This is a genomic window from Natrinema amylolyticum (assembly GCF_020515625.1).
Taxonomy (GTDB): Archaea; Halobacteriota; Halobacteria; order Halobacteriales; family Natrialbaceae; genus Natrinema; species Natrinema amylolyticum.
The window spans coordinates 111,371-134,133 of the sequence record NZ_JAIWPJ010000007.1 but is presented as its reverse complement, the minus strand read 5'-3'; the positions used below and the strand labels follow the sequence as shown (position 1 = coordinate 134,133).

Below are 22,763 nucleotides of genomic sequence, written 5' to 3'. Positions count from 1 at the left end.
TCGGTGCCGGCGCTGCCCTCGCGGCGGCCCGCTGGCGTCAGCCCGCGCTCACCGGGCTTCGCGGTGTCACCGGCTCGAGCACGCGCTCACTCCTCCGCGGTGCTCTTCACGACGACGAGGTGCCGGTCACTGCTGTCCGCGAGCGTCTCGCCTGTCGCCTCGGCGGCCGCCTCGCGGGCCCAGTCGATGCGTCCATCGTCGTTCGACGGCGTGTCGACTGCCAGAACCGTCACGTCGGCGTCGGAGACGCCGTCGTACAACGTCGTCGCCCGAAGCCAGTCGCCGGCGTGGTTACGAGCAGGGTCTCGTCATCGCGGCGACGCCGCTCGTCTCCCCCGAACGACAGGGCGAGGAGCCCCTCGAGAGCGGCCGCGATGGCTGGCGCCACGGCCGGTTCAGGCTCGTGCACGCGCCCGGCGACGTGGGCTCGGCGCCGGGGCCCCCTGCTGCGTCTCGGGGGGCTGGCCGTGATGGGGCTCGCCGCCACCGAGACGTCGATCGGCGTCAGGGCGCTCGGCCGTCACTCACTGATCGCCGCCACTCTGCGGACGCTAGCGGCTATTCGATCGCCAGATGGGGCGTCTGTGCCGCGGTGTCCAAGCGCTCTGGGCCAGCCCCTTGCGGCGCCGCTCACGGACCGGGGCGGGTCCTGTCGCTCGAGTGCGGTGCGACGGCTGCGTCTGGTATTCGCCAGCGGCGGGCGGTCCGCCGTCTCGCTCGTCGCCCAGTGGCGCTCGACCGGCGTCGGTTCGCTCGCGAGCACGATAGGCGCTGGTCGCCGTCACCGCGATCGTCCGCTCGCCCGCAGTCGCGTCGGTCGTCCTGCGGTCGGTCGACCAGTTGCCTCCCTAGTGTTGCTCTGTCGGCGTCAGTACACTACAGACAGACCCATTAGATTCCTTTTTCAAGCCGATCTCGGATCCCTCGCCAGTTGGCTCGTCCATTGTCGAGCAACCGGCGCAGGTTCGTGGATGGAGACGGAATCCGGAAGCGGATTTGCGGCGTACTCCGGCTCAATATCGATGTTCTGCCCACCATTGCTTATCTCTCCCACGGTGGTGAACCTGTCGCACCACGGTCTCGAGGGTGTCAATCGCGGTGCACGGGTTCGCCGCCGTGCGGTCGCGCTCGGTTGCTCGGCGAGCGATTGGTGGCAGTTACCGCTCGCAAGCGGATTCCGATGGCCACCTTCTGGGCGTGACTACAAAGTCATGCTCTAATGATAATAACCAATCTCAATTATATTTTGCCCCATCGATAATTATCCCTCCGTCTTGATTGATCGTCACTTGGTGATCAGACACTTGAAACGTTATTTCCCATGTTCCTCTTTCCATCTCTCCCAATTTTCTCAAAACATCAGGGTCGATGTAGTCATGAAGATTATAGTCTAACTCGGTTGGTTCCAACCCATCGGCATCAGCCAAGCATTCAATCACCCTCGTAGTGAACTCGACACTATCCAGCTTCATGCAACTCCTCGAAAATTTCACAACCACCAATTAGTGTCTCCGGGAACTGATCGAGTGATTCAATCATCTGTTCAAAAACGATTTCGACTTCCTCGTAACAGGGACCACGCTGGACGCAAAACGGATCGTGCTCCCATCGAATGTACCCCGCATCAGCTAACTTTGGAAGGTGATGATGTTCTAGTTGTAGCTGTAATGTTTCTGGATCTGTTGATACATTCGGTGATTGTGCGGCTTCGGGCAATGGAAGTCGCCGTTCCTTCGGAACATCCAGTAACGAATAGATCACCATGCGCCGTGATTCGTCAGCAAGTGCCTCATGGAGCTGATTCCATCGGTCAATAGCCGATTCGTTCCCTCCGGTCCAGTCAGTGTCCATAACCCCACTAGAGTTTACAGGCGTTTATAGATGGCATGTTTAGACATACCATGATTAGCTCTAAACGGAGAGTCTACTCCAACCGACCACTAGCACTGTCGCCATTCGTAATCTGATCACACAAAGTGCCCTATTTAGCTGACTTGGAGGGCATAAGGTTAGAGATACGCCGACACCGTCGCATACGGCGAGCCCGTGACCGTGCGCGCCGACCTCACTGCGAACGGAACGCCGATCGACGACGTCCCACTCGTCGTGTTACTCGGCGGGCAGCGACTGGGGCAGGCCGAACCGAGCACCGGCACGCTCGCAACGTGCGTCACGATTCCCGCCTCCGTTCCCGCCGGCGAGCGGACGCTTCGGGTCCGGCTCCCGTTTGAGGAGCGAGTGCTCGCGGGCGTCAGCGCGGCCACGACCGTCACCGTGGTGGAAGTCGACCCCGAACTTGCCCTGACGGCCACTCGGACCGGCGAGCGGCAACTCACCGTCGACGGCGTCCTCGAGGCGAACGGCGATGCCGTCGCGAACGAATCGATCCAGCTTCGCGCCGACGGCTCGCCGATTGCAACGACCACGACGGACGAGACCGGCTCGTTCGACACCTCGGTGATCGTGTCGGAATCGATCGCCGACGGGACGGTCCCCGTGACCGCCATCTACGACGGCACGGGCTCGAACCTCGGAGCGACACGGGCGGCGACGACGGTCGAGTTCCCGGCCGGCTCCGAGACCGCGGCGCCATCGTGGGCCTGGATCTGCCTCGCAGCGGTGGCCGTCGGGGCCCTCGTCGGCGTCGCGTATCTGATCCGGCGGTCGTCGGCGCCGCCACCACCGACACGGCCGGCCGAGTCGGCCGTTCCCGCAGCTGAGCCTCGGCCGTCGCCCGAGCCGGCGCCGCCCCCGCTCCTCGAGCCGGCAACCGACCGCCTTGTGAGTGGCCGTCCGAACGCCGCGATCACCGCCTGCTACGCTGCCCTGCGAGAGCGCCTCGCGGCGCGGATCGACGCGAGCAGCGCACTCACCCACTGGGAGTTCCATCACCGATGTCTGGCACAGACGGACGACGATGTCGACGAGGCGTTGCAGACGGTAACGGAGGGGTACGAACGGGCACGGTTCGATCCGGCTGGTGTCTCCGAGAGCGAGGCCGAGGCGGTCCTCGAGCACGCCGAGCAGCTCTACGAGACGACGGATGTCGGTTCGACGCCTGCGTCGGCGGACGACTAGTAGTGGATACTAGTGGACGGTTTGCCAGTCCCTACCGCCGCTAGGCCGGCGGGCGATCGGGTGTGCACTGCCGTTCACGAGTCGATGGAACCTATTCATTGGAAAATTAGCGTAGTTGGACGAGCGAACCGGCCGCTGCGAGCCGACAACTGGCTGGTGGTTCACAACCATTAGCTATTTACTACGGATATACCATACCAGTTATACTCGGCGAGCGCTTCGACGAGACATGCGCATGCAGCTAGCCCCTTCCGATTGTCGTTTGCGATAACGTCGACTGTTTTCCACACGATCTGGGACCTGGGGGAACCAGATCCTCGCGGACAGTTCCGTCTTCACGCTCGCGGTACCGCAGCTTTGCCCCGTTTCAGAACCAACACCTGACTATCGTTCGGTCCTCGATACCGTCGTAGCCGATACGGTCGATCGCTGGCAGGTCGCGTAGTTCACTAGTCATTGATGGCATCAGCCATTCCAGTTCACACAGGCTCGAATCGATAGCCATTCCAGGCCTGACTCTCTGGGTCCCGAATCCCGGCACCCGGCTCGCGCAGTTCCTCGACGGAGACCGCTCGGACCTTGTCACCGGTCTCGACATCGTCAGTCGTCACCTGTCCGATCGCCCGAACCGCCTCGCCGTCGACGTCGAATTCGACGATCGCAAGCGTATTCGGCTCACGGACGCCGGGCGGCGTTGCTGTCGAGGTCGTCCACGTCACGACCTCGGCGGTGTATTCGCTGAGATCGATCGTCTCCACCGGTTCCGCGCCGTCGGGGCCGCGCGGATGGCCAGGATAGCTGATCGAACCGTCCGCATAGCGCGTTGCTTCCATTGTCATTCTGCTGCCTCCATGATGGTGGTGATCACACAGTTGCCGAAACCGCCGACGTTACAGCAGAGACCGACGTCGGCCTCAACCTGTCGTGGACCGGCCTCGCCAACGAGCTGTTCATAGATTTCGACGGCCTGGGCGACGCCGCTCGCGCCCAGCGGGTGGCCCTTTGACTTCAGCCCGCCGGACGTGTTGACCGGCAGGTCGCCGTCCTTCTCGGTGTACCCCTCTTCGACGAGCTGCCAGGCCTCGCCCTGTTCGGCGAAGTCCAGCCCTTCCATCTGGAGAAACTCAAGGATCGTGAACATGTCGTGGAGTTCAGCGACGTCGATGTCGTCAGGCTCGTAGCCGCTCATCTCGTAGGCCTCTTTTCCGCTCTCGACGACACCGCCCATCACGGTCGGATCCTCGCGCTCGTGGACGACGTGCGTATCCGTTGCTCCAGCGACACCAGCGATCACGGCGTAGTCGTCGGTATACTCTTGGGCGACCGATTCCGGACAGAACAGCAATGCGGCCGAGCCGTCCGTAACCGGACAGAAGTCGTACAACCGCAGCGGGTCGGCGATGATCGGTGACTCCACCACCGTCTCGAGATCGACCTCTCTCTGGAACTGCGCGTTCGGATTATCGACGCCGTTTTTGTGATTCTTGACCGCCACTTTCGCGAGGCTCGCACGGGGCACGTCGAACCGCTCGAGGTAGTGGCGCGCGGTCAGTCCCGCGAAGGACGGCAGCGTCACGCCGTGTTTGTATTCGACGGGGTGGCCGATCGAGGCGATGATATCGGTCGATTCACCGGTCGTCTTGTGGGTCATCTTCTCGCCGCCAACGAGCAGCGTCATCTCGCTGGCGCCGCTCATGATCGACTGCCAGGCGGCGTAGATGCCGGCCCCACCGCTCGAACTCGTCTGGTCGACCCGTTGGGTGTACGCCGGCATTGCGTTGAGATCGTGAACCAGCGCGTTCATCACACCCGTCATCCCTTCGAACTCGCCGCTGGTCATGTTCGAGACGTACAGGTGGTCAATCTCGGCTGCGTCGACACCCGCGTCGTCGAGACACTCGCTCCCGGCCTCCGCCAGCAGGTCCAGGATCCATTCCTCGCGTTGCCCGAACTGGGTCATCGAGGCACCGATCACTGCCACCCGCTCGCTCTGTCCGTCCGTAGCTTGGGTGGGAGCCATCACAGGTCGATCCCTCCATTGACGTCAATCACTTCACCGGTTATGTAGCTCGCCTCCTCGCTGGCAAGATAGCGGACGAGTCCGGCGATCTCGTCCACGCTGGCGAACCGCTCGAGGGGGATCTCCGCACGGAGGTCGTCCTGGATGTGGTCGGGAATGGATTCGACCATCTCGGTGCGGGTGAAGCCGGGTGCGATGCAGTTGGCTGTTGTGCCCGCGTCCGCCAGTTCGAGTGCGAGCGAACGGGTGAAGCCGAACAAGCCGCTTTTCGCCGCTGCGTAATTCGCCTGGCCGACGTTGCCCTGCTTGCCGATCACGCTCGAGATCGTGATGATCCGCCCGTTGTCGGCCTGCTCGAGATCGTCGTAGAATGCCCGCGTACAGTTGAACGTCCCGTTAAGCGAGACGTCGATCACTTGGTGCCAGTCCTCGGCCGTCATGTCGGCGAACGTCCGGTCAGTGGTGATCCCGGCGTTATTGACGAGGACGTCGATCGGGCCGACCGTCTCTTGAATCATCTCGTGATCGCTTCGATCTCGTCTCGGGCGGTGACATCAGCTTGAACTGGATGGCCCGTTCCGTCGGTGTCGGCGTCAGTAATCGTGTCGGCAACGTCGTGGGCAGCGTCCTCTGACGAGCGGTAGTTAATGACGACGGTCGCGCCGTGCCGTCCCAGCTCGTGGGCGATGCCGCGTCCGATCCCGCGTGACCCGCCAGTGACCAGACAGGTTCGACCGGCAAGCGGTTGCTGGGACGGGAGCTCCAACGCGTCCTGAGACTCGATGAGTTCTACTGTCATTGCTCTCCTTCCAACAGGACCGTCTGCCGGGTATTGTGGGGACCACTACCGCTTGCCGGCATCGTCCCGGACGTCCTAGCTGGCATAGCCAGCCTCTGTGCGCTGGATAAGCTCGTTTTCGACAAGCGACGTAAGAATTGGCAGAAGTGTGAGTTTCGGCATTCTCAGCATCTGCTGAAGGTCGGTTACTGTGGCTTCCTCCTGAGCCTGAAGGGCCAGGTAGATGAGTTTGGCCTGTGGTGAGGTAAGCCCGTCTGGCACCGTTACTTGGTGTTTACTCGTGGACATCATATCCATCGAAGCCGGCAACGACAGGAAATATAAAGATTGGTAGATGTGTGTGAACAAGAGCCGTGAGGGACCGTGATATATTGGTCTTCGATAATAGGAGGAATTGACCCAGGGGGCCCACGGGAATGAACGCTGACCCAGCCGATACCCGGTGATGAGCAGAGATCACTGATCCACCGGAATGATGTCCACGAGTGGCCGTTGTTCGACGGCCAACCGTGTGTGGCGATCCAACCACACGACCTGGATCGACTGCATCCCCTCCTATGTGCTCAAAAGATAAATCCGCACCACCAACATAGTTTGGACACCCATGATTACTGTGAGATCACTAAGACGGTGCCGGTACATAAGCCCCGTCAACAGACTGATCCACGAAAGACGAAATGTGGTCTCTTCGTGTATGCGTCACACGTCGAGATCGTGGCGACAGATGTCCCGATAAGAATTGACGACGGAACTCAAACAACCACTCTGGACCGATGGAAATTGTGTTTTAAAGAGTCGGGAGAACACCAGTAGCTGCTAAAGAGAATAATAACAATCACTCGGATTTGGGACGGACTCCTGTTTGAGTGATACAGAGGAGAGATAGTCATAACACAATTGCTTTTGTTCCAGGGGGGAGCAACGGTCAGTACAGGCCAAGTCGTTAACAGATGCTTCTCGAGAAGTCGCCCTGTAACAAAGTACACTAGTTAACCGACAGATAGACACGCCGAACTTAATACGATGATCCGACACACCTATCCGCCGCCCGATGTCCGACGCGATCACACCGAATTCTGACTAAACGCAGATCTAATGCACATATCCACTTCAAACGATTAGTCCGACGAGCGACAGCAGGCACCTCTCAGCCTCCGCCGCGGACGACGTGACCGTACTTCAACAGCCCGACGAACACGACACCGCCGATCGCGTTCCCAAGCGTCGAGAGGACGAGAAACGCGATGTAATCCACGAGCGTGACCGTCGGTGAGAGAAATAGACCAAACAGTACCTCCACATTCCCCGCGATGGAGTGGGGGAGGTGGAGGATGCCGATCGACGCGGTGACGAGCCACACAAATAGGACGCGGCCTACCGTTCCCTGTGCGGCCGTCACCAGCCAGGCCACCAGCCCCATCAGCCAGCCCGCGAAGATGCCGGCGACGAACAGCCATTCGAGATCGTGATTGACGAGCTTGTGCGCGATCGATTCGAATGCTTCTGGTGAGGCGACACCGAGATTCGGCATCAATGTAACGACAAGCAGCGTGAACAGCGCACCCCCGACGACGTTGCTGACGTAGATTACTCCCCAGAGGTGAGCCAGTTCACGGGTCGTTGCTCGACCGGCGAGCACCGGCATCACCGCGATGGTCGTGTGTTCAGTGAACAGTTCCGATCGTCCGAGGATGACGAAGATGAAGCCAATGGAGTACGCGCTCGCCAGTAGTAACTCCGTTCCGAGATCACCGTACCCTCCCTGCGAGAGCGTCAACATCACCGCCATCAACAATGGTCCGAACCCGATGTCGAGACCGGCCGAGAATCCTGACAGCGCGAGCCCTGTTGTTTCGCGGCGTATCTCGTGTTCTCCACTCTCGATGAGCGATCTGAGGATCGCCGGCGTCGGGGTCTGTTCGGTGACGATCGATCCGTCAGCGGACGGGTCCTTGTCCGGCCCCGGTTCACTCTCGCTCACGGACGTTCCCCCGATCGTGCATCGTTCTCACTCGGTCGCCCCAGACACAGGTCATGTGTAAATACTGACCGCTCATCCGGGAGATCCTGTTGCCTTCACATTCACCCCTTCTCTCGACCCGTCGACCCGACCGCGAGATCGCACTCGAGATATGTGAATCACTCAGTGAGAGGCGCGGAGACGAACCGCAAAACCCCCGAATGATCGGTGCTCATCGAGGTCGTGGCAGGCCTCGAGGAGCAGCTGGTACTTGCGGTCCTCCACTGCGTCATCTTTCAAGTGGCGGGTAGAGACAGCAGTTGTTGTGGTGTCGGAACTTCTATGGCCGTTCACGTACGATTTAGCTGCCAGACGTATCGTTGGAGAGTGCTAAATTACAATTCACTGCAGTTTCGACAGGGACAGCTATTAGACAGTGTAGGAAACCGATAGAATACTATTCAACCGATTTTGCTCGATTCTGGAAGTCGCCGCCACACTTCTCACACTCGCCAGGGTTCGTCTCGGCCTTGACTATCCTCCCATACTGAAGGCACTCATACTCGGATGTCATTTCTGAAGTATCGTCTTCAACGTCTTGATCACGATTAATCCCCAGGCAACGGCAAGAAGGTTTATGAGGTTTTGGTAGAATTCCTAACACATGCTTGGCCACTCTCAGAACGGCGCCGCTGATGAGTTACTGGATACGTTGAGTCACCCCATTCGGCGTCGGCTACTTTTCAGTCTCTATGAACAGAACCAAGGTGGCAGTGAACTGCCACTTCACCGGGTCTCAGGTCTTGCGTTCGAGGAAGAGAACACGCTGGCTGCGCTGTATCAGAAGCATCTTCCGAAACTCGAGGCGAAGGGGTACGTACGGTGCGATAGTGGCGAGCACACGATACCCAACGGTCCAGAGTGGGTCCAAATCGAACCGCTCCTCAGATTGGTCCACACCCATCTGTATGAGCTTCCACGCCCAATACGGGGTACCCGTTCAACGCCGTAGCTCCCACAGGCAGGTCTCCTTTCGAGGAATCACTCGTTGGTGGTGACCTCCTCCCCAACGGAAACGGAGCGGGAGCGGTGCTCTCACGCAGTCGGGCGGAGCCCGACGACGCCGGGGCTTCCCATCCCGCAGGGTGGGATAGGTTGCTGGTTTGCGACCCAGTCGGCATGACAGGGCTACTGGCGGGGCGACACCGCCGTTACTCCGCTCCCGGTCTGGGACTCGGAGTTATCCCACCTTGCGTCGGGACGGCGTCCACAGATGCCCTATCTGGCATTCGTAGATGATCTCGGGGAGTTCGTCCGAGTCAATACCTGGGTGTGCAGCAGGTGTTTCGACGAGCGATACGGGTTCACCGCAATAATCGCAGGAGTGCATGGTGACGAGAGCACGATTTAACAGCGGTATATAAAAACCTATGTCAGACGATACCACTATCCACACCCGCTGATTACGGCGAATCAGCGGTGGTAGGTTCCCGCGTCGGCACCACGGCGAAGCGTATCCAATCGGTGACGGCCTCCCGGCTCGTCACTCACACCCGAGAGATTGCACCGTCTCCGGGAAAACCGTGCTACTTCTTCAGAAGAAACCGTGGAAGGAGGAGTACCCGACCATCAATGCTTGCTGGGCTGTCTCGTCCGTCAGCACGATGCGATACCGATGAGCGTCGGCAGTGAGAAACCACGTGGACGAAGACCACGATTTGAATCCGAACGGGAGCGCGTTTCTCCGGCCCTTCGGCCCTGGGTATTCGCAGTTCACGAACCTCACTTACGCGGGATCCGTTACTGAGCCTTCTCACTCGACCACCATGGTGGACGAGTTATGGGCCGCGTTAGTCTCCTTCGAGGCGTTCACCTTGTTCCCTGTTACGGGGGCTTTGGTTGTACCTCTAACTCGACTCTTCCTGTCCTCTCTGGACATTCGAATCGAATCGTCCGGTGAATCCTCGTGGCTTCGCCCGCTACTATGCTGTATGATACCACGGGGCATAAATCTTCGCTCACCGAAATCGCAGTGTTTCGTTGTCTGATCAGTGAGAGGGACCGGTTTTCTGCTGTGTCTGGCGGCACTCGACCGCCTCAGTGGCCGTCACGACTGGACAGACGTGGACGTCGGAGGTGCGAGAGCGGACACCGCGTCGGCTGCTGCGGGTCGGGAGTCGACTCCAGTGCTCGTCCGGCACGCATCCGTCGGACGGGTCAGTTGTCGGTGTGATCGGTGGTCGCCAGTCGGTTGAGACACATGAAACACGGAGTCTGGTCACGCGAACAGCGATCCGTCTCCCTGCTCTCGGATGGTCTCCGGCCGGTCGACTGGGTCGCGGACGTTCTCGCTCACGTCACGCTCGAGGCCGCCGTGCTCGGGTTCAAGCGCATTGTCCGCCCATCGGTCGAGGTAGACGCGCTCGGATTCGCAACAGCACTCATTTCCGAAGCTGAAACGTTCTCACTAGCCTCGTTCCAGTTTCAGTGCGTTCACTGCTCCGTGCCCAGATTCGAAACGACGCTCAGCGTCCTCCGGAATCGCCGTCTGCAATCGGTCCGCTCGCCAGTATCGTCTGGGTCGTCGCGCGAACCGTCCCCCGGAGCGGCGTCCTTTCGTGGGTCGTGCGCTGGGTCTTCATGGGGGGAGTGATTCCGCCATTCGGCCTCTTTCTCCTCGCCACACTCCTTGGCAGCGGGCTCGGTCGTGACCTCGCACGGGCGCTCCTCGACGGCGAGGTTCGACTCGCGGTCGGGATCCTCGCGGGGATCGACTCCCTTATCTCGATGCTGTTGTCTGGCATCTCGATGGGGACCCGCGCGTGGCCGACAGTGCGACACTCGAGAACGCGACGGTCGGGCCGACCGTTCACGTGATGGACGGTGCGACACTTGTTGATGCGACGGTTGCGGACGCGGTGATCTTTCCGGAGATACCGCTCGAGGAGACGGCCCTCGAGCGGTCGATCGTCGGTGAGGGAACCCGCCTTACCGGGTATTCGCTCTCCGAGGCGTTGCTCGGCTCTGGATTCCAGGTCACGAATCGTTCTGAGTCACCAGCTAACGAGTCTGTTCTGAGTTGGCTGTGTCCCGTAACGATGCCACGATCATGGCCCACTCACTGCGGGTGATAAGTCGCACACCAGCGGGATTGCCAGTGCTGCACGAAAGCCGGTGGACGAGCGGGCCGCCCAGTCTACTGGTGGCTCGAGGCTGCTACGTCGGCCTCGGTATACGGTGCACAGACTCGCCGGAGTCCCTCCTCGAAGTCGATCGCGGGTTCCCAGCCGGTCGCCTCGCGCATCGTCGAGGAATCAGCGCAGGTGTCGTGGACGTACACCGACTCCGGAATCGGGTTCTCGACGTATTCGGGCTCGACGTCGGTCCCGAGTTCCTCGGTGAGCATGTCGACGACGGTGTTGAAACTGTAGGCGTTGCCCGTCCCCAGATTGTAGATCCCGGTGAGCTCATGGTCGGCGGCCTGCTCGAGCCCGCGGACGATATCCGAGACGTGGGTGAAGTCTCGCGTCTGCGTGCCATCGCCGTAGAGGACGGGCGCCTCCCCGTTCGCGATATCGTCGGCGAACTGGGCGATCACGTTGGCGTACTCGCCTTTGTGTTCCTCGGCACCGCCATAGCCCTGATAGACCGAGAAGAAGCGCATGCCAGCAACGTTCATGTCATAGTGATTGGCGAAGTACTCGCCGTAGCGCTCCCGCGCGAGTTTCGAGGCTTCGTAGCCCGTGTTGACGGCGACCGGCATATCGACCGGCGATGGCTCAGTTCGGCTCCCGTAGATCGAGGACGTCGAGGCGTAGACGACCGTCTCACAGCCGTCCTTGCGAGCCTGTTCAACCACGTTGACGAATATCCCTCAACGTTGACGCGGGCGCCCTTCGTTGGGTTTTCCTCGTGCATCGCGTAGGAGGAGAGCGCCGCCAGATGGAAGACGACGTCGACGTCAGTGGGGAGGTCGTCCTCAAGGACGCTGCGACTGTGGAACGTCACGTTGTCGTCCAAATTTGCGGGCGTCCCGAGATACTCGTCATCGATCACGATTACGTCATTGTCCTGTGCGAGGTGATTCGCCAGGTTCGAGCCGATGAATCCCGCACCGCCCGTGACGAGAACTCGTGTATCGTTCATCAGACCAATAGTGGCAGCACGCTCAGATAACTACCCGGGTTCTTATGGGCCGATTGCTGTGTCAGCAGGCCGCCACACGAGTGGGGCTGGCAGACACGCAGTGAGAGCAGTAGTGCCCGATCAAGAACGGGTGCTACCAGGGAGTGCATCACCTAGTACTAGTGGTAACGCTAGCCCGCATGTGACTAGTAGCTACGTGCTACCACGTCAAGTCCTCGTAGGTAATGTCTATAAGTTATTCGACGCAGAATTGAGACTGAATAGAACATTAAAATATTCGGAGAAGAAGAGGCGGATGATTCTCGGACCGACTTCGTCTCGTCGGCCACTGCCAGGTTAGGACCGCCCATCGAGCCCCGCCCGCAGTACGGCCAGCGTGGCAGCAGTGCTCTCGGTCAGAACGTTTGCTTCCCACCGTCTGAGTGATTAGCCCGGTCACCACCGATTATATATAATTGAAGAGACTCACTGAACTAGATAGCGCTGGGTCGGTTTCACGGGGGTTGACCCCGCCAGCATCCGTGTCGCCTCGTTTGGTCGGGAGCAGTGGCTGTATTGTTCGTACCAGTGAACGTCTCGCTAGTGTACTCTGAAGAGGGAGCGATGATATCGGCGCACCTCTCCGAGACCAGTCTAGCGCATCCAGGAAGACTGCAGCCCCAAACGCGAGACCGATACCCACGACGATCCGAACCACAGTGACGGTGATCGCGATGAGTGATGACTCGCGTGATCACGCCGATATTCAGCGCGTCGCCTACGAACTCGAACCTCTCCGTGACTACGTCACAGCCCTTGCGGACCGCGTCGACGCACTCGAGGCCGAGTGCGACCGGAAGGACGATCGGATCGACGACCTCGAAGCGGACATCGATGCCCTCGAGCAACAACTGTCCGAGTGCGAGTCCCGGACGAGTCAAACGGAACGCACTGCGGAGGCGGCTCTCGGGAAAGCAGCCGCCAACAAGGATCGCGTCTCCGAACTCCAGTCCCGCGAACTCGAGAAAGGGGCTGACCTTCGAACGGATACCGTTGGCCCCACGAAATCGAGGTCGCCGGCGATCCAGGCGGGGACGGACCACACACTTCGGGATAAATGATGCTAGCTCCTGCAGGCGGCGAGAACCAAGCAAGACGTGTCGCACGGGCACGGCACCCACGTGGCGGGGCAAGCACCGTCGCCCGCAACCGGCGGTGTTGCGGCCAGTTACCGGTGGCGCGGGTGCATGCTGGTGGCCGAGCGTGACTCGAGGCGCGCGGACTTCAGCGAGGCCCCTTGGCACCCGCGCTCCCCGTGGCAGGTGGCGGCCGGCCACTGCGCCGGCAGCCAGCCCGTGTCAGTCCTAGCGCGGTGTCCGGGCGCGACAGCGAGCCGGCCCACCACCGCGCTGTCCGCGAGCGCGGCGGGGTCCCCTCGCCTCTGTCGCTCGCGGTGGTTGCCTGCCCATCCCGGAGTCTTGAGTCAGTCTCCGGCATGCGACCACTATGTGCAGGGCTCGGTTCCAGCGGAACTACGAGTGTATCTGTCTACATCTAGCACCCGCCCAGCCCCGTTCGGGTTTGGCCGCCGCTCTCGCGTCGTGGGCCAGTTGCTCCCTCCACCGGTGGGCCCGCTCGGCGATCGTCCCTACGGGCGAGATGGCCACGTCAGGGCCGCGTCCGCAACGCCCACCGGGCCCACACCGGCGCCCACTCACACGCTTGGCGGCCCTCGAATTGGGCACCCAGCGTCCAGCTGCTCTTGTCGTCCATTGCGGGTGGCGTGGCAACGACCACGGCGTGGGCGAAAGGGAGGGTACTGAGGGCCGAAGCGGTTCGTCGTTCACCATATCGTCCCGAAAGAGCAACCAGAGGGTTTGGCCACGCTCTGTATGACGTGTCACGGTGCAGCTCATCATGAGAGTCTCTCCCCAGCTCTTTTCCCAATCCACAGCAGGGTTCAACCGAATAGAACCGGGTCCCTTGCGCGGAATACCAGCGGCTTCTGGATTAACGCCTCCGTCGAAGGGGGATGGAAGGTGGGCAGGATACTGCCTCTGACACACCACCTGAATTGGGATGACGGCCCTGCCCTACTCCTCCGTATGGCAGTCGGAGTGATATTCGTGTCTCCAATACAGTTAGGTATCTCGAGAAAACGCCAGCCAGAGGCCAGCGTTTAAGCTCCCATCCGTCATGTAGTGTGCCGATCGGGGTGGGTCTGAAATCAGGACCGATGATGTTCGGTGGGCCGACTTCAGGTCGGGCGAGAGTATGTCCCGGAGTGGATCGAGGAGTGGGTGTTCGACTTGATCCGCCCCATCTCTCGCCAGCCGCGTCTTGGAACCAGTGGATTATCAACTTATTGGCTGATCGACACTATTCCTAACAGTTACTAGCAATAGTCAAGACTGATTACGTGCCACCGATTCCCCCAGAGGCACGCCCTCATCCACTTTGAGACGCTCTCTTCACGGGTGACCAACTGGGGTTCCGACGCAGACTACGAGTAGGTTCCAACTGTATCACAGAGACCGCTGTGTCGGATGGCCGGGTGGGGGCCGGCCCTCCAAAGATGCCTGACACAATGCAGGGGCAAGAACCAGCACTGGATCACACTGATTGTGGGAACGGGATGCCCCATGCACGTATTCTGTGACTGGTGACGCTACTACATGTTATCGACCCGACGAACTGTTGGTCTGCACGGACCGGATTTCTCGAGTCCACTGCAGACAGGAACGGTCCGTCGGGCAGGGGATGCCACCTGCTATAGCTCGACGGGCATGCTGGCACTGTGCAGGGGATGTATGTCTGGATGTCGCCGGTCGCGGAGCCCCTGCGCACGGGTATTGGCATGTAGTCCCAATAAACGATTGCTATCAGATATCCTCACACGTCACCCAAGCATGGCGAAAGGGGTAGTGAGCCCCGTTGTTGCCAGCAGTCCTCCAAGGCTATGGGTGCAAGCGAGTGTTCGTCGTGATCTGTCTTCGGCCAGTGCCAGCCGGAAGCAGATCACATAAACATTGCGTCACTCATTCACATAGTCGTTGGGCCGACTGTTGCAGGGTGGGTTGCGGAGCCGCACGGTCTTGTAGCGGGTCGCTACAGAGATATCGCTGTGAGAGAGACGCCAGCGCAATTCAATCAGCCTCGAGCCACGTGTCCAGTTCGTCACACGCGCCGTCGGCGACGACCAAGTGGACGTCCGCAGCTGGTTCATCCTGTTCGGTTGTCTCGCGTTTCAACGTGACGTAGTACTGCGGGTCAGACAGCGGGACCGTTGTGTCGGTGACCGCACGCGGCCGTCCCCCTCTCTGTTGGTCGTCCGCCTCGCGACTGTCGAGACACGCCACCTTTGACCTCCTCCACGCCCTGAAGACGTGGAATCCGACCATCGGATTTCCGCTGAGTGCGGCGTTCGAGGTTCCAACCCGCACTCAAGGGGAACCGGCGACACACCGGGGGAACTCTCGTTTCCTCCCCTGTATAGGGCTGTGGCCCGGTCAAATAGGCCCCATCGAATACCATGTCATCGCCGTGTGAGGAACAGACCGTGCTCCTCACCATCCCTTGTCTGTTCGGGAACGGCCTCTCACGGTATTCGTAGCACCCTATGTTACGTGCTATCACACTAAAACGATTACGATGGCAATCCGTCCCGATCACCGGCTGCGGGTGACACGCTGCGCCTACCGCTCGACCTGCGCCTGAAGACGCAGGTATGCGCTCGAAATTTGTATCATCACGGCTGGACAGGAGATCACCCACAGAAGCGGTGTGTTTAGAATTGAGTTTCAGGCGTCTCGGCATCAGGGAGAGCGATGACGGGAAGTGCGATCTTCCGAGATACTCACTCTACATGTCCCAACTCGGTCACCAAGAGCGTTCCAGAGGTCGCTGCATATATCGAACCGGATGTATGCCGAAATGAGGTCACTACCCAGGACGATCGCTGTACTCGAGTAGGACTGACGATACAACTTAGTGGTAGTTCAGAGTAGTTTTATATACTCGGATATGATAGTGTATCCCACACTCGCGGCCCACTGTAGGAATGAGCTCCTGCGGTGCAACGGGCTACCCCCAGCGTTGCACCCTGCTGTGCGGCGACGCCGCGAGTGTTTCCCCCACCCCCAGTCTCAAAAATTCCCACTACTGGTTCTCCTCCGTGAACGACAGTAAGAGGCCCAAATGAGTTGCAGAGGTGTTTCCTGCGAGGGATTCAACCTAGTCGTTCGGTAAGTGGATCTCGCCACACGGTAGAGAGAGCAGGGGGAGTGTTCTGGCTCCGGTTCTCACACTCCACAGTCACAACTCGGGGGTTGGTCCTCAAGCGGGACTGGTGATCGGCGGTGAGTAGTTCCTCTAGGTGGCTCTACGTCGCCCTGATACCTGGATATAACCGGAACTCCACTATCGCAAACGGTTGGTACATCAGTCGGCAGCCGGCTGCAAAGGCGGGAGTAGCCTTCTGGTTGCTGGCCGTCTCGCCGTCTATCTCAATTCCCTTCTCAATGGTCATATCGCGGGCATCGTCGGCGTCTCTCGCGAACGTATCGTACCTCGCCCGCCGTTCCGGTCTCAGTAGCATCGCCTTTTCGCGGAGCAATTTGTCACGCCGATCAGCATCTCCCTCAGAGGCGTGTTTCGTTGCAGTCTCTCTCATCGAATCCTCGAGCCGGCGAACAACTGCCATAATAGGTCTTTATCAAACTGATCGGAAGCCTGCCGCCAGCGTCGACACGGGTGTGCTGGACGCGGCTCACGATCATGACGCGTCGAGACATGACGCTACGAGCGACGCGCTCGAGGCGGTCTACGATGGGACCGTCGGACAGTCATCCGTGAGCGACGATCTCGACGATGAAGCCGTGCCACTGACGCGCGCGAAGCGGGTCGGTCATGCCAGCGAAGCACCTCTGTGAGAAACGCTGAAGTGGCGTGTCGTATCCACAGCCATACGGGATGCGCCGAGTGTCAGCGGCCGTATTCGACGATGCCGTTGTGATATCGACCAGTCCGCCGAGCAAGCGCTGAGCGTCACCAATGCGACCTCCGGTGCGCTGTATCGGCGTCATGAGCTTGAGCCGAGAGCTTCGCTGGTATTGTGCGCCGCATCGATCCGACAGCAGTGTGAGTAGGAACCAGCAGTAGTGGCACCGCAACGTCGTCATGACGGACAGCGACCTCCCGACACACCCGGCGCGGGCGTCGTCATTCGCCGCCGACCCCATCGACCGGCGACGGGACTGTCACGAGTGGGTTCTCGAGATTCTGGCCGCGGTCCCCACCGAGTGGGGTGTACCGTTCTTTCGCGTACTCACGACTACGTGGATAGTTCAGGAGTCCCAATGCAGCAGCGTCCGATGCAGACACAATTCCAGGCGCTTTCGGAGACTCAATATGAAGGGTGCTGGACGGTGCAGCAACGAGGCTCACATGAATGGCTCGAGCGAGTGATTGCCCTTCCGGCGGGGAACCCGATTCACCATCGAGCGGCCATCGCTAGTACCGCCGATCAACCGCACTAGTACACGCGAGCAGTGGCCGCCGGCTGTCGATCTCGAGGCAGGCTGGCACGACCATCACCCATGGTCACAAGACAACCATGGGTCTCGGAAACTATTATGGCGCTTCCGCTGGGACTCAATCGTTCGGGGGAGAGATCAAATGTTCGAACACGAGACGACGGGGACCGACTGTGCATGGGCGGTCTACTGTGAGCGAGGGATCGTCACGCCGGAATACGCCACCGAAATCGCCGAACGGCGACGGCTCTGTCGCGAATGGGCTGCTGCCGGCGAGCCGCTCCGCTGAGGGCCGGCTGCCCGAGTGGACAGTGCTGTAAGCCTCGAGGCACGATCAGCCGTGCTCACTACGGGAGGGGCGGACTAGGTGTCCAGCCGTCACACACAACCGTTCGATCATCTATCACCCACTACCTTGCTCCCTGGGAGGCCACGGGCGGGCACCCATACCGTGCTCGTGACTCGCGATCGAGGGGACGGGCTACACGTAGTGCAGCCCATCTCCTAACGCAGTACCTTCACCGGATGGTAGGCTCAGAACGGCGCGGTGAGATGGCTCTCGGTGGCGACACTGCACAGCGGTTGGCACTCGTTGGAATCGTTGTTCGTTCATGTTAGACGTGGTCACTCTCGTCGCGGAGGTTACGGAAGTGCGAGGAGAAAGCCCCACCCTTTAAGACGGGGATGAATCCGACAGTCGATGACACAAACCACCGACGATGTATGGCCAGATATTCTAACAGATACTTAAGATAACGCGCCTAACTACAATTGTAATGGTCACGGTGACTGTCACCGCGAAGTTACACAACCCATCCCTCTCACGGCGGAAAGAGTGGCAACGCACCTCTCGACTCTACCGTGACACCAAACAGTTCTGCATCGACGGATGGGAGAACGGCGACTTCGGCAAGTCCGTGACCACGGCCAGCATCGACAACGAACTCTACTCGGCTATTCAGAACCAAGCCATCCGAGAGGCGAAATCCGACCACAACAAGGACGGAGAGGTTCGGTACCGAGAGAGTCAGCCATTTGCCGTCAATAACCAGAATTGGGAAATCGACACGACAGGTAATGGCACGGTCGTCGTCGGATTCCCGTGTATCTCCCAATGGTGGTACACGCCTATCGAAGTGTACAACGACATTGCCGACCCTGTAGATCAATTGGTCGAAGGTGACGCAGAGAAGACGCGACTTCAAGTGTACCGTCGCGGAGCCGACTGGTATTGTACGTTCAACATCGAGTACGACACTGACACGTCGGGCGAGACACCCATCGGTGTCGATATAGGCGAACGACACATCCTCGCTGCGACAGCCTATGGTGAGAACGAGTCAATGCTGGTGTCGGGTGGTGAGGCGAAGTACGTTCGACGCAAATATCGTTCCCTACGCGATTCGCTTTCGGAAGCGGGTGCGCTTCGCGCACGTAACCGCGTGGGTAACAAAGAACAGCGTCGAATCAAGGACTTGAACCACAAACTCTCCCGTCGCCTCGTCAAATTCGCGGAACAGTTCGAGGATCCTGTCATTCGGATGGAAGACCTCGAAGGTATCCGCGAGAACAGTTCGTGGTCAGGTGTCCACTCGTGGCATTTCCACCAACTCCAACAGTTCATCACGTACAAAGCCGAGCGCGCTGGAATCCGCGTCGAGAAGGTCGATGCGTACCACACCAGTCAGAAGTGTTCGGCGTGTGGTTCGATGGGAACCCGTGATGGCGACCACTTTTCGTGTTCGGAGTGCGGTCGGGGACGCCACGCTGACCTGAACGCTTCGGAGAACATCGCACACCGGGAGGGTGAACCATGCACGGCCTAACACTTCGGGTGAGGCGACCCGTGCTACCTTGCTGGTTGAATAGCCAGCCGTCGTTGACGCCCGCTGTACGCGGGGAGGAAGGCCCCATTGACAGGGCTGTACACGCTGGAAAGCACACCGTTGGTCACAACTCGGTGGCGACCTTCGACGTTCCACGCGAAAGCGTACTTGAGAACCGAGGAAACGCGCAACCTGAATATCCCCTTCGGGGAATCCTCGCCCTTTAGGGCGGGAGGATGTCAATGCGAGCGACTAGGGTGGAGAAGTTGACTTACGTGGTGTAGCACAGATACCGACCGAGACCGGCCGAGTACTCGCCGGCTACGAATCAGTGCGACGGTGAATATTATCTGTAATCGAGTACGGAGTATACTCATGGAGAACATGGAGCGGATACCGATCCCGACGCCGTTCGGCGTCGGACGAGTGAACTGTTATGTCTTTACTGGGAACGGGTTGACTGTCCTCGACCCCGGGCCAGCAACCCAAGAAGCCTACGAGGAATTGACAGGGGCGCTCGCTCGCTTAGGTTACAGGATCGCTGATATCGAACGTGTCCTTATCACCCATCCGCATATGGATCATTTCGGGCTCGCACAGCGGCTCGTCGAGGAGTCAGGCGCAGCGGTCCTCGCCCACGAGGACGCTGTCAGTCACCTGTCGGACCCGATCGGCTACTTCGAGCGGGAGCAGGAGTACTTCCGCCCGTTCTTGATCTCGATGGGGATGCCGACGGAGATCGTCGAGACGGTCCTCGAGCTGCCGGAACCATACACCGAGTACCAAGCACCGGTCACTGTCACCCGCGAAGTAACTGCCGGGGACGGCATCGACGTCGGCGTCGATTTAGCGTGCGTCTCGACGCCAGGGCATGCCCCTGGCTCGCTCTGTTATCTCGCCGCGGCTGACGACGTCATATTTACCGGCGACCACGTTCTGCCCGACATTACACCGAATCCGCTACTCACGCTCGCCCCTGGCTCGGACAACGAGCGAACGCGCAGCCTGCCAACCTATCTCGAGTCGCTTCGACAAGTGCTCGATATCGACGTGACGGTCGGATATGGTGGCCACGGTGATCCCATTCCTGCACTTCAGGAACGGGCACGAGCGACGATCGCCCACCACCACGACCGCAAAGAACGGATCGCAGACCTCGTGGCCGATAGCGAGCCGACGACGGCGTATCAGATTATGAAGGATATGTTCCCAGACCTGCCTGCGACCGAAATGTTCCCCGGTATGTCTGAAGTGATTGGTCACCTCGACCTGCTGGAAGACGAGAATCAGGTTGTCCACAGCGAGACAGACGGGATAATCAAGTACGAACGCAACGCGAACCAGCACAAGTAACGCCTTGCGTCATGGGCGACAGTCTGATCGGCAACTGGTTCTAGCGGTCACTGCTAGACCATGCGGCTCGCGCGCACAAGTGAACGGGCCCCCTAGTGAACCCACGTTTCGAGCCACTAGCGTTTCTCACGCGCAACGGCTCCTCGTGAGGTGCGGAACACGGTGCTGCGCGGCTTCTCACTGTCGCAAAATTATGGCGACGATCATGAGGAGACACCCGCAGTAGGGAGTCGTCTCGAGGCCATCTCTCATAGTCCCAGTGAAGACGCCGATTCTGGATCCAAGCGATTGCCGTCCCGCCATCAGATCCCTGGTGTCAGTCTGTCCCCCCGTCGATGTTCTCCCCGCAGTGAGTACAGAGATCGGCCTGCCACGGGACAGTGATTCGGATGGCTCGCTCAGCGTCGCAGTGCGGACAGTAGTCTGTTCTTGTTATATCGTCTTCACTCATACTCCCCCTTTCCCGGCCAATAATGTATCTGCCCTTAATATTTAGGATAGTTTACCTAAGGTGGCAGCAATACACACTGCTCTGCGCCTGCGGCTAGTGGGTTAGCTCGGGGCTGCTCACAAGGCTCCACGAGATGGCGGCAGAACATCCATCAGAATGATAGTACTAGCCCCCAGCGGACTTTTTGGGATTGATATCCTGACTCAAACGGGGGACGTAGTTCAGTTTGGGAGAACGGCTGTCCCACTGAGGTGGCGTCTGGGTGTGAGTCCGCGCGGCACACGCGACTGGCGTTGCCGACGAGTGGCGGACAGCAGGCCCGGGGTTCGAGTCCTCGCGTTCCCATCAATCCTCAACTCCTGTTCGGACGCCGGATCGCGATTGCATGCAGTCGTGACGCATCTGAGATCCGCTGGCGACAACTTGGGAGATCAACTAGGTGCACTCGAGACAGCACTACCTTGAACACATCTCTACTCACTGGCGACGCGGCATCCAGCCTGAGGCTTCTAGTACCCGACTACTAGTAGCGCGTCACATCGTCGGCCGGAGTGGTTCTATCGGCAGGCAGGCCGATATCCCCCGAGTAAGCGTAAGCCACCGGCGCGACCATGTCCCAACTGATCGCCTCGCTGCACGGACAGAGGTGTATCAGCGGACAGTCTGTAATCGAGGAGGAGTATCTGAGTGGGAACTCCCGCCAGGACCGACTCGAGTGGTCGTCAACTATGGCAGGCCAGCAAGGGGAGAGACACAACGAGACCACAGAACACGGACTAAGCCTGCCACCCGGACAGCCCGGCAGTTCCGGGCCTATCCGGACTGTGGGTGTCGCCGGCCACTACCCTGCGCCACCGTCACTCCTCATGCGCGGCGTTCCCGTCGCCCAACTCGCGGTTGGTCAGACAATGCGGACAGCCGTGGACCTCGCCGTCGACACCAAATACGCGGATGAAGTCCCGGGTGACGAACTCGCCACAGTCACTACAGGTTGGCATATGGAATAGTGTTCGCAACTACCAGTGTATAGTAGTGATGGCCATTTGATATTTGACGGGATCAGCGCCTGTTTACTGCAGTCGAGGGCAACGGAGTGGATCGCGTTATTACCGTACTGACCATTCGATAGTAGAGTCTACATGCGGCAGGAGTACCGTCGTGAGTGAATCGCCCTCGAGTATCCCCTCCCGCATTCAGGATCGGTGTTGCGGATGGTCGTCTTGGGTTCAGAGGTGTGCCGCCACGGAGAGAAGAGAGATTCCGTCGAGCGTATCCCGTCTCTTGCTGAACGTACTACCGTAACCAATATCCGATAGTGTATGCTGGCCAACAAATTTTTATCAATATAGTATCAAGCAGTAACTGACGAGGGAACGCGGATTCGGTCGTCTATCCAACGCCTGATCCGACCCCGAGACAACGGTTCCTCGTCACTTCCGGGATCGGTCCATCGTCAATAGCCACAGTGGTCCGGTCTCGTACCTTCCATTGACACACCATCACTGGAGGGGGCTCCAACGCCGGCCTCGGCTGGCGTTTCTCTGACGACGTCTATTGGACTTTCCAGCGTTGCAGTCACCGCTGCCGAGTTGCTAACAGGCGATGGGAGAGGGACGA

General features: G+C 59.7%; 17 protein-coding genes, 1 tRNA gene and 2 pseudogenes. 7 read left to right on the top strand and 13 right to left on the bottom strand.

The window, feature by feature from the left end; translation table 11 throughout:
- Positions 1 to 86: 86 nt before the first annotated feature.
- The 3 genes from LDH66_RS22300 to LDH66_RS22290 all read right to left on the bottom strand — a co-directional run bounded on the left by LDH66_RS22300 (position 87) and on the right by LDH66_RS22290 (position 1,851).
- Positions 87 to 260 (bottom strand): hypothetical protein, encoded by a 174-nt coding sequence (locus LDH66_RS22300; protein WP_226483267.1) that lies wholly within the window; start codon positions 258 to 260, stop codon positions 87 to 89.
- A gap of 975 nt (positions 261 to 1,235) precedes the next feature.
- Positions 1,236 to 1,472: a HalOD1 output domain-containing protein gene (locus LDH66_RS22295; protein ID WP_226483266.1), complete on the bottom strand. Its 237-nt coding sequence runs from the start codon at positions 1,470 to 1,472 to the stop codon at positions 1,236 to 1,238.
- Positions 1,459 to 1,851, bottom strand: a complete 393-nt coding sequence (locus LDH66_RS22290; protein ID WP_226483265.1) for a hypothetical protein — start codon at positions 1,849 to 1,851, stop codon at positions 1,459 to 1,461. Before LDH66_RS22290 ends, LDH66_RS22295 begins: the two co-directional genes overlap by 14 nt.
- A 195-nt stretch (positions 1,852 to 2,046) precedes the next feature.
- Here LDH66_RS22290 and LDH66_RS22285 point away from each other — a divergent pair, with 195 nt between their 5' ends.
- Positions 2,047 to 3,078: a DUF4129 domain-containing protein gene (locus LDH66_RS22285; RefSeq protein ID WP_226483264.1), complete on the top strand. Its 1,032-nt coding sequence runs from the start codon at positions 2,047 to 2,049 to the stop codon at positions 3,076 to 3,078.
- A gap of 479 nt (positions 3,079 to 3,557) precedes the next feature.
- On the opposite strand, the gene LDH66_RS22280 is transcribed toward LDH66_RS22285, so the two are convergent.
- From LDH66_RS22280 to LDH66_RS22255, 6 genes and pseudogenes are all read right to left on the bottom strand, one after another.
- The gene (locus LDH66_RS22280; RefSeq protein ID WP_226483263.1) at positions 3,558 to 3,917 is read right to left on the bottom strand and encodes an OB-fold domain-containing protein; all 360 of its coding nucleotides are present in this window, start codon (positions 3,915 to 3,917) and stop codon (positions 3,558 to 3,560) included.
- Positions 3,914 to 5,098, bottom strand: a complete 1,185-nt coding sequence (locus tag LDH66_RS22275; protein WP_226483262.1) for a thiolase family protein — start codon at positions 5,096 to 5,098, stop codon at positions 3,914 to 3,916. Before LDH66_RS22275 ends, LDH66_RS22280 begins: the two co-directional genes overlap by 4 nt.
- A pseudogene (gene fabG, locus LDH66_RS22270) lies at positions 5,098 to 5,897 on the bottom strand (3-oxoacyl-ACP reductase FabG). Before fabG ends, LDH66_RS22275 begins: the two are co-directional and overlap by 1 nt.
- A 75-nt stretch (positions 5,898 to 5,972) precedes the next feature.
- Entirely contained in the window at positions 5,973 to 6,188 is a 216-nt protein-coding gene (locus LDH66_RS22265) for a MarR family transcriptional regulator (RefSeq protein WP_226483261.1), read from the bottom strand.
- An 856-nt stretch (positions 6,189 to 7,044) separates the two neighbouring features.
- On the bottom strand, positions 7,045 to 7,827 hold the full coding sequence (locus tag LDH66_RS22260; RefSeq protein ID WP_425492996.1) for a formate/nitrite transporter family protein: 783 nt from the start codon (positions 7,825 to 7,827) through the stop codon (positions 7,045 to 7,047).
- A 487-nt stretch (positions 7,828 to 8,314) separates the two neighbouring features.
- Entirely contained in the window at positions 8,315 to 8,470 is a 156-nt protein-coding gene (locus LDH66_RS22255; protein ID WP_226483286.1) for a rubrerythrin-like domain-containing protein, read from the bottom strand.
- A 2,027-nt stretch (positions 8,471 to 10,497) separates the two neighbouring features.
- Here LDH66_RS22255 and LDH66_RS22250 point away from each other — a divergent pair.
- Positions 10,498 to 10,734, top strand: a complete 237-nt coding sequence (locus tag LDH66_RS22250) for a hypothetical protein (RefSeq protein WP_226483259.1) — start codon at positions 10,498 to 10,500, stop codon at positions 10,732 to 10,734.
- Positions 10,735 to 11,053: 319 nt separating this feature from the next.
- Here the strand turns inward: LDH66_RS22250 and LDH66_RS22245 are convergent.
- Positions 11,054 to 12,003: pseudogene (locus LDH66_RS22245) on the bottom strand (NAD-dependent epimerase/dehydratase family protein).
- A 713-nt stretch (positions 12,004 to 12,716) separates the two neighbouring features.
- Here LDH66_RS22245 and LDH66_RS22240 point away from each other — a divergent pair.
- Complete coding sequence (locus LDH66_RS22240; protein ID WP_226483258.1) at positions 12,717 to 13,103, top strand: DUF8008 family protein; 387 nt, start codon at positions 12,717 to 12,719, stop codon at positions 13,101 to 13,103.
- A gap of 2,025 nt (positions 13,104 to 15,128) precedes the next feature.
- On the opposite strand, the gene LDH66_RS22235 is transcribed toward LDH66_RS22240, so the two are convergent.
- Together LDH66_RS22235 and LDH66_RS22230 are read right to left on the bottom strand one after the other, a co-directional pair.
- Complete coding sequence (locus LDH66_RS22235; protein WP_226483257.1) at positions 15,129 to 15,383, bottom strand: hypothetical protein; 255 nt, start codon at positions 15,381 to 15,383, stop codon at positions 15,129 to 15,131.
- Positions 15,384 to 16,363: 980 nt separating this feature from the next.
- Positions 16,364 to 16,654: a hypothetical protein gene (locus LDH66_RS22230; protein ID WP_226483256.1), complete on the bottom strand. Its 291-nt coding sequence runs from the start codon at positions 16,652 to 16,654 to the stop codon at positions 16,364 to 16,366.
- A 1,004-nt stretch (positions 16,655 to 17,658) separates the two neighbouring features.
- Here LDH66_RS22230 and LDH66_RS22225 point away from each other — a divergent pair.
- The 4 genes from LDH66_RS22225 (at position 17,659) to LDH66_RS22210 (ending at position 21,491) form a co-directional block, all read left to right on the top strand.
- Positions 17,659 to 17,805, top strand: coding sequence for a hypothetical protein (locus tag LDH66_RS22225; RefSeq protein ID WP_226483255.1), 147 nt, complete (start codon positions 17,659 to 17,661; stop codon positions 17,803 to 17,805).
- Positions 17,806 to 18,292: 487 nt separating this feature from the next.
- Positions 18,293 to 19,342 carry an RNA-guided endonuclease InsQ/TnpB family protein gene (locus LDH66_RS22220; RefSeq protein ID WP_226483254.1) on the top strand — a complete coding sequence of 350 codons (1,050 nt, stop codon included), beginning with the start codon at positions 18,293 to 18,295 and terminating at the stop codon, positions 19,340 to 19,342.
- 375 nt (positions 19,343 to 19,717) lie between these two features.
- The gene (locus tag LDH66_RS22215; RefSeq protein WP_319004380.1) at positions 19,718 to 20,695 is read left to right on the top strand and encodes an MBL fold metallo-hydrolase; all 978 of its coding nucleotides are present in this window, start codon (positions 19,718 to 19,720) and stop codon (positions 20,693 to 20,695) included.
- A 661-nt stretch (positions 20,696 to 21,356) separates the two neighbouring features.
- A tRNA-OTHER gene (locus LDH66_RS22210) sits at positions 21,357 to 21,491 on the top strand.
- Between the two features lie 512 nt (positions 21,492 to 22,003).
- On the opposite strand, the gene LDH66_RS22205 is transcribed toward LDH66_RS22210, so the two are convergent.
- Positions 22,004 to 22,144 carry a DUF7563 family protein gene (locus tag LDH66_RS22205; protein WP_226483253.1) on the bottom strand — a complete coding sequence of 47 codons (141 nt, stop codon included), beginning with the start codon at positions 22,142 to 22,144 and terminating at the stop codon, positions 22,004 to 22,006.
- Positions 22,145 to 22,763 lie beyond the last annotated feature (619 nt).

What these genes read in the sequence shown, in the direction of transcription:
- LDH66_RS22295 (WP_226483266.1), bottom strand. Translation starts at nt 1,472, where the DNA reads ATGAAGCTGGATAGTGTCGAGTTCACTACGAGGGTGATTGAATGCTTG.
- LDH66_RS22235 (WP_226483257.1), bottom strand. Translation starts at nt 15,383, where the DNA reads ATGGTCGGATTCCACGTCTTCAGGGCGTGGAGGAGGTCAAAGGTGGCG.
- LDH66_RS22215 (WP_319004380.1), top strand. Translation starts at nt 19,718, where the DNA reads ATGGAGAACATGGAGCGGATACCGATCCCGACGCCGTTCGGCGTCGGA.
- LDH66_RS22280 (WP_226483263.1), bottom strand. Translation starts at nt 3,917, where the DNA reads ATGACAATGGAAGCAACGCGCTATGCGGACGGTTCGATCAGCTATCCT.
- LDH66_RS22265 (WP_226483261.1), bottom strand. Translation starts at nt 6,188, where the DNA reads ATGATGTCCACGAGTAAACACCAAGTAACGGTGCCAGACGGGCTTACC.
- LDH66_RS22290 (WP_226483265.1), bottom strand. Translation starts at nt 1,851, where the DNA reads ATGGACACTGACTGGACCGGAGGGAACGAATCGGCTATTGACCGATGG.
- LDH66_RS22275 (WP_226483262.1), bottom strand. Translation starts at nt 5,098, where the DNA reads ATGGCTCCCACCCAAGCTACGGACGGACAGAGCGAGCGGGTGGCAGTG.
- LDH66_RS22205 (WP_226483253.1), bottom strand. Translation starts at nt 22,144, where the DNA reads ATGCCAACCTGTAGTGACTGTGGCGAGTTCGTCACCCGGGACTTCATC.
- LDH66_RS22250 (WP_226483259.1), top strand. Translation starts at nt 10,498, where the DNA reads ATGGGGGGAGTGATTCCGCCATTCGGCCTCTTTCTCCTCGCCACACTC.
- LDH66_RS22225 (WP_226483255.1), top strand. Translation starts at nt 17,659, where the DNA reads ATGTTCGAACACGAGACGACGGGGACCGACTGTGCATGGGCGGTCTAC.
- LDH66_RS22240 (WP_226483258.1), top strand. Translation starts at nt 12,717, where the DNA reads ATGAGTGATGACTCGCGTGATCACGCCGATATTCAGCGCGTCGCCTAC.
- LDH66_RS22230 (WP_226483256.1), bottom strand. Translation starts at nt 16,654, where the DNA reads ATGAGAGAGACTGCAACGAAACACGCCTCTGAGGGAGATGCTGATCGG.
- LDH66_RS22220 (WP_226483254.1), top strand. Translation starts at nt 18,293, where the DNA reads ATGGTCACGGTGACTGTCACCGCGAAGTTACACAACCCATCCCTCTCA.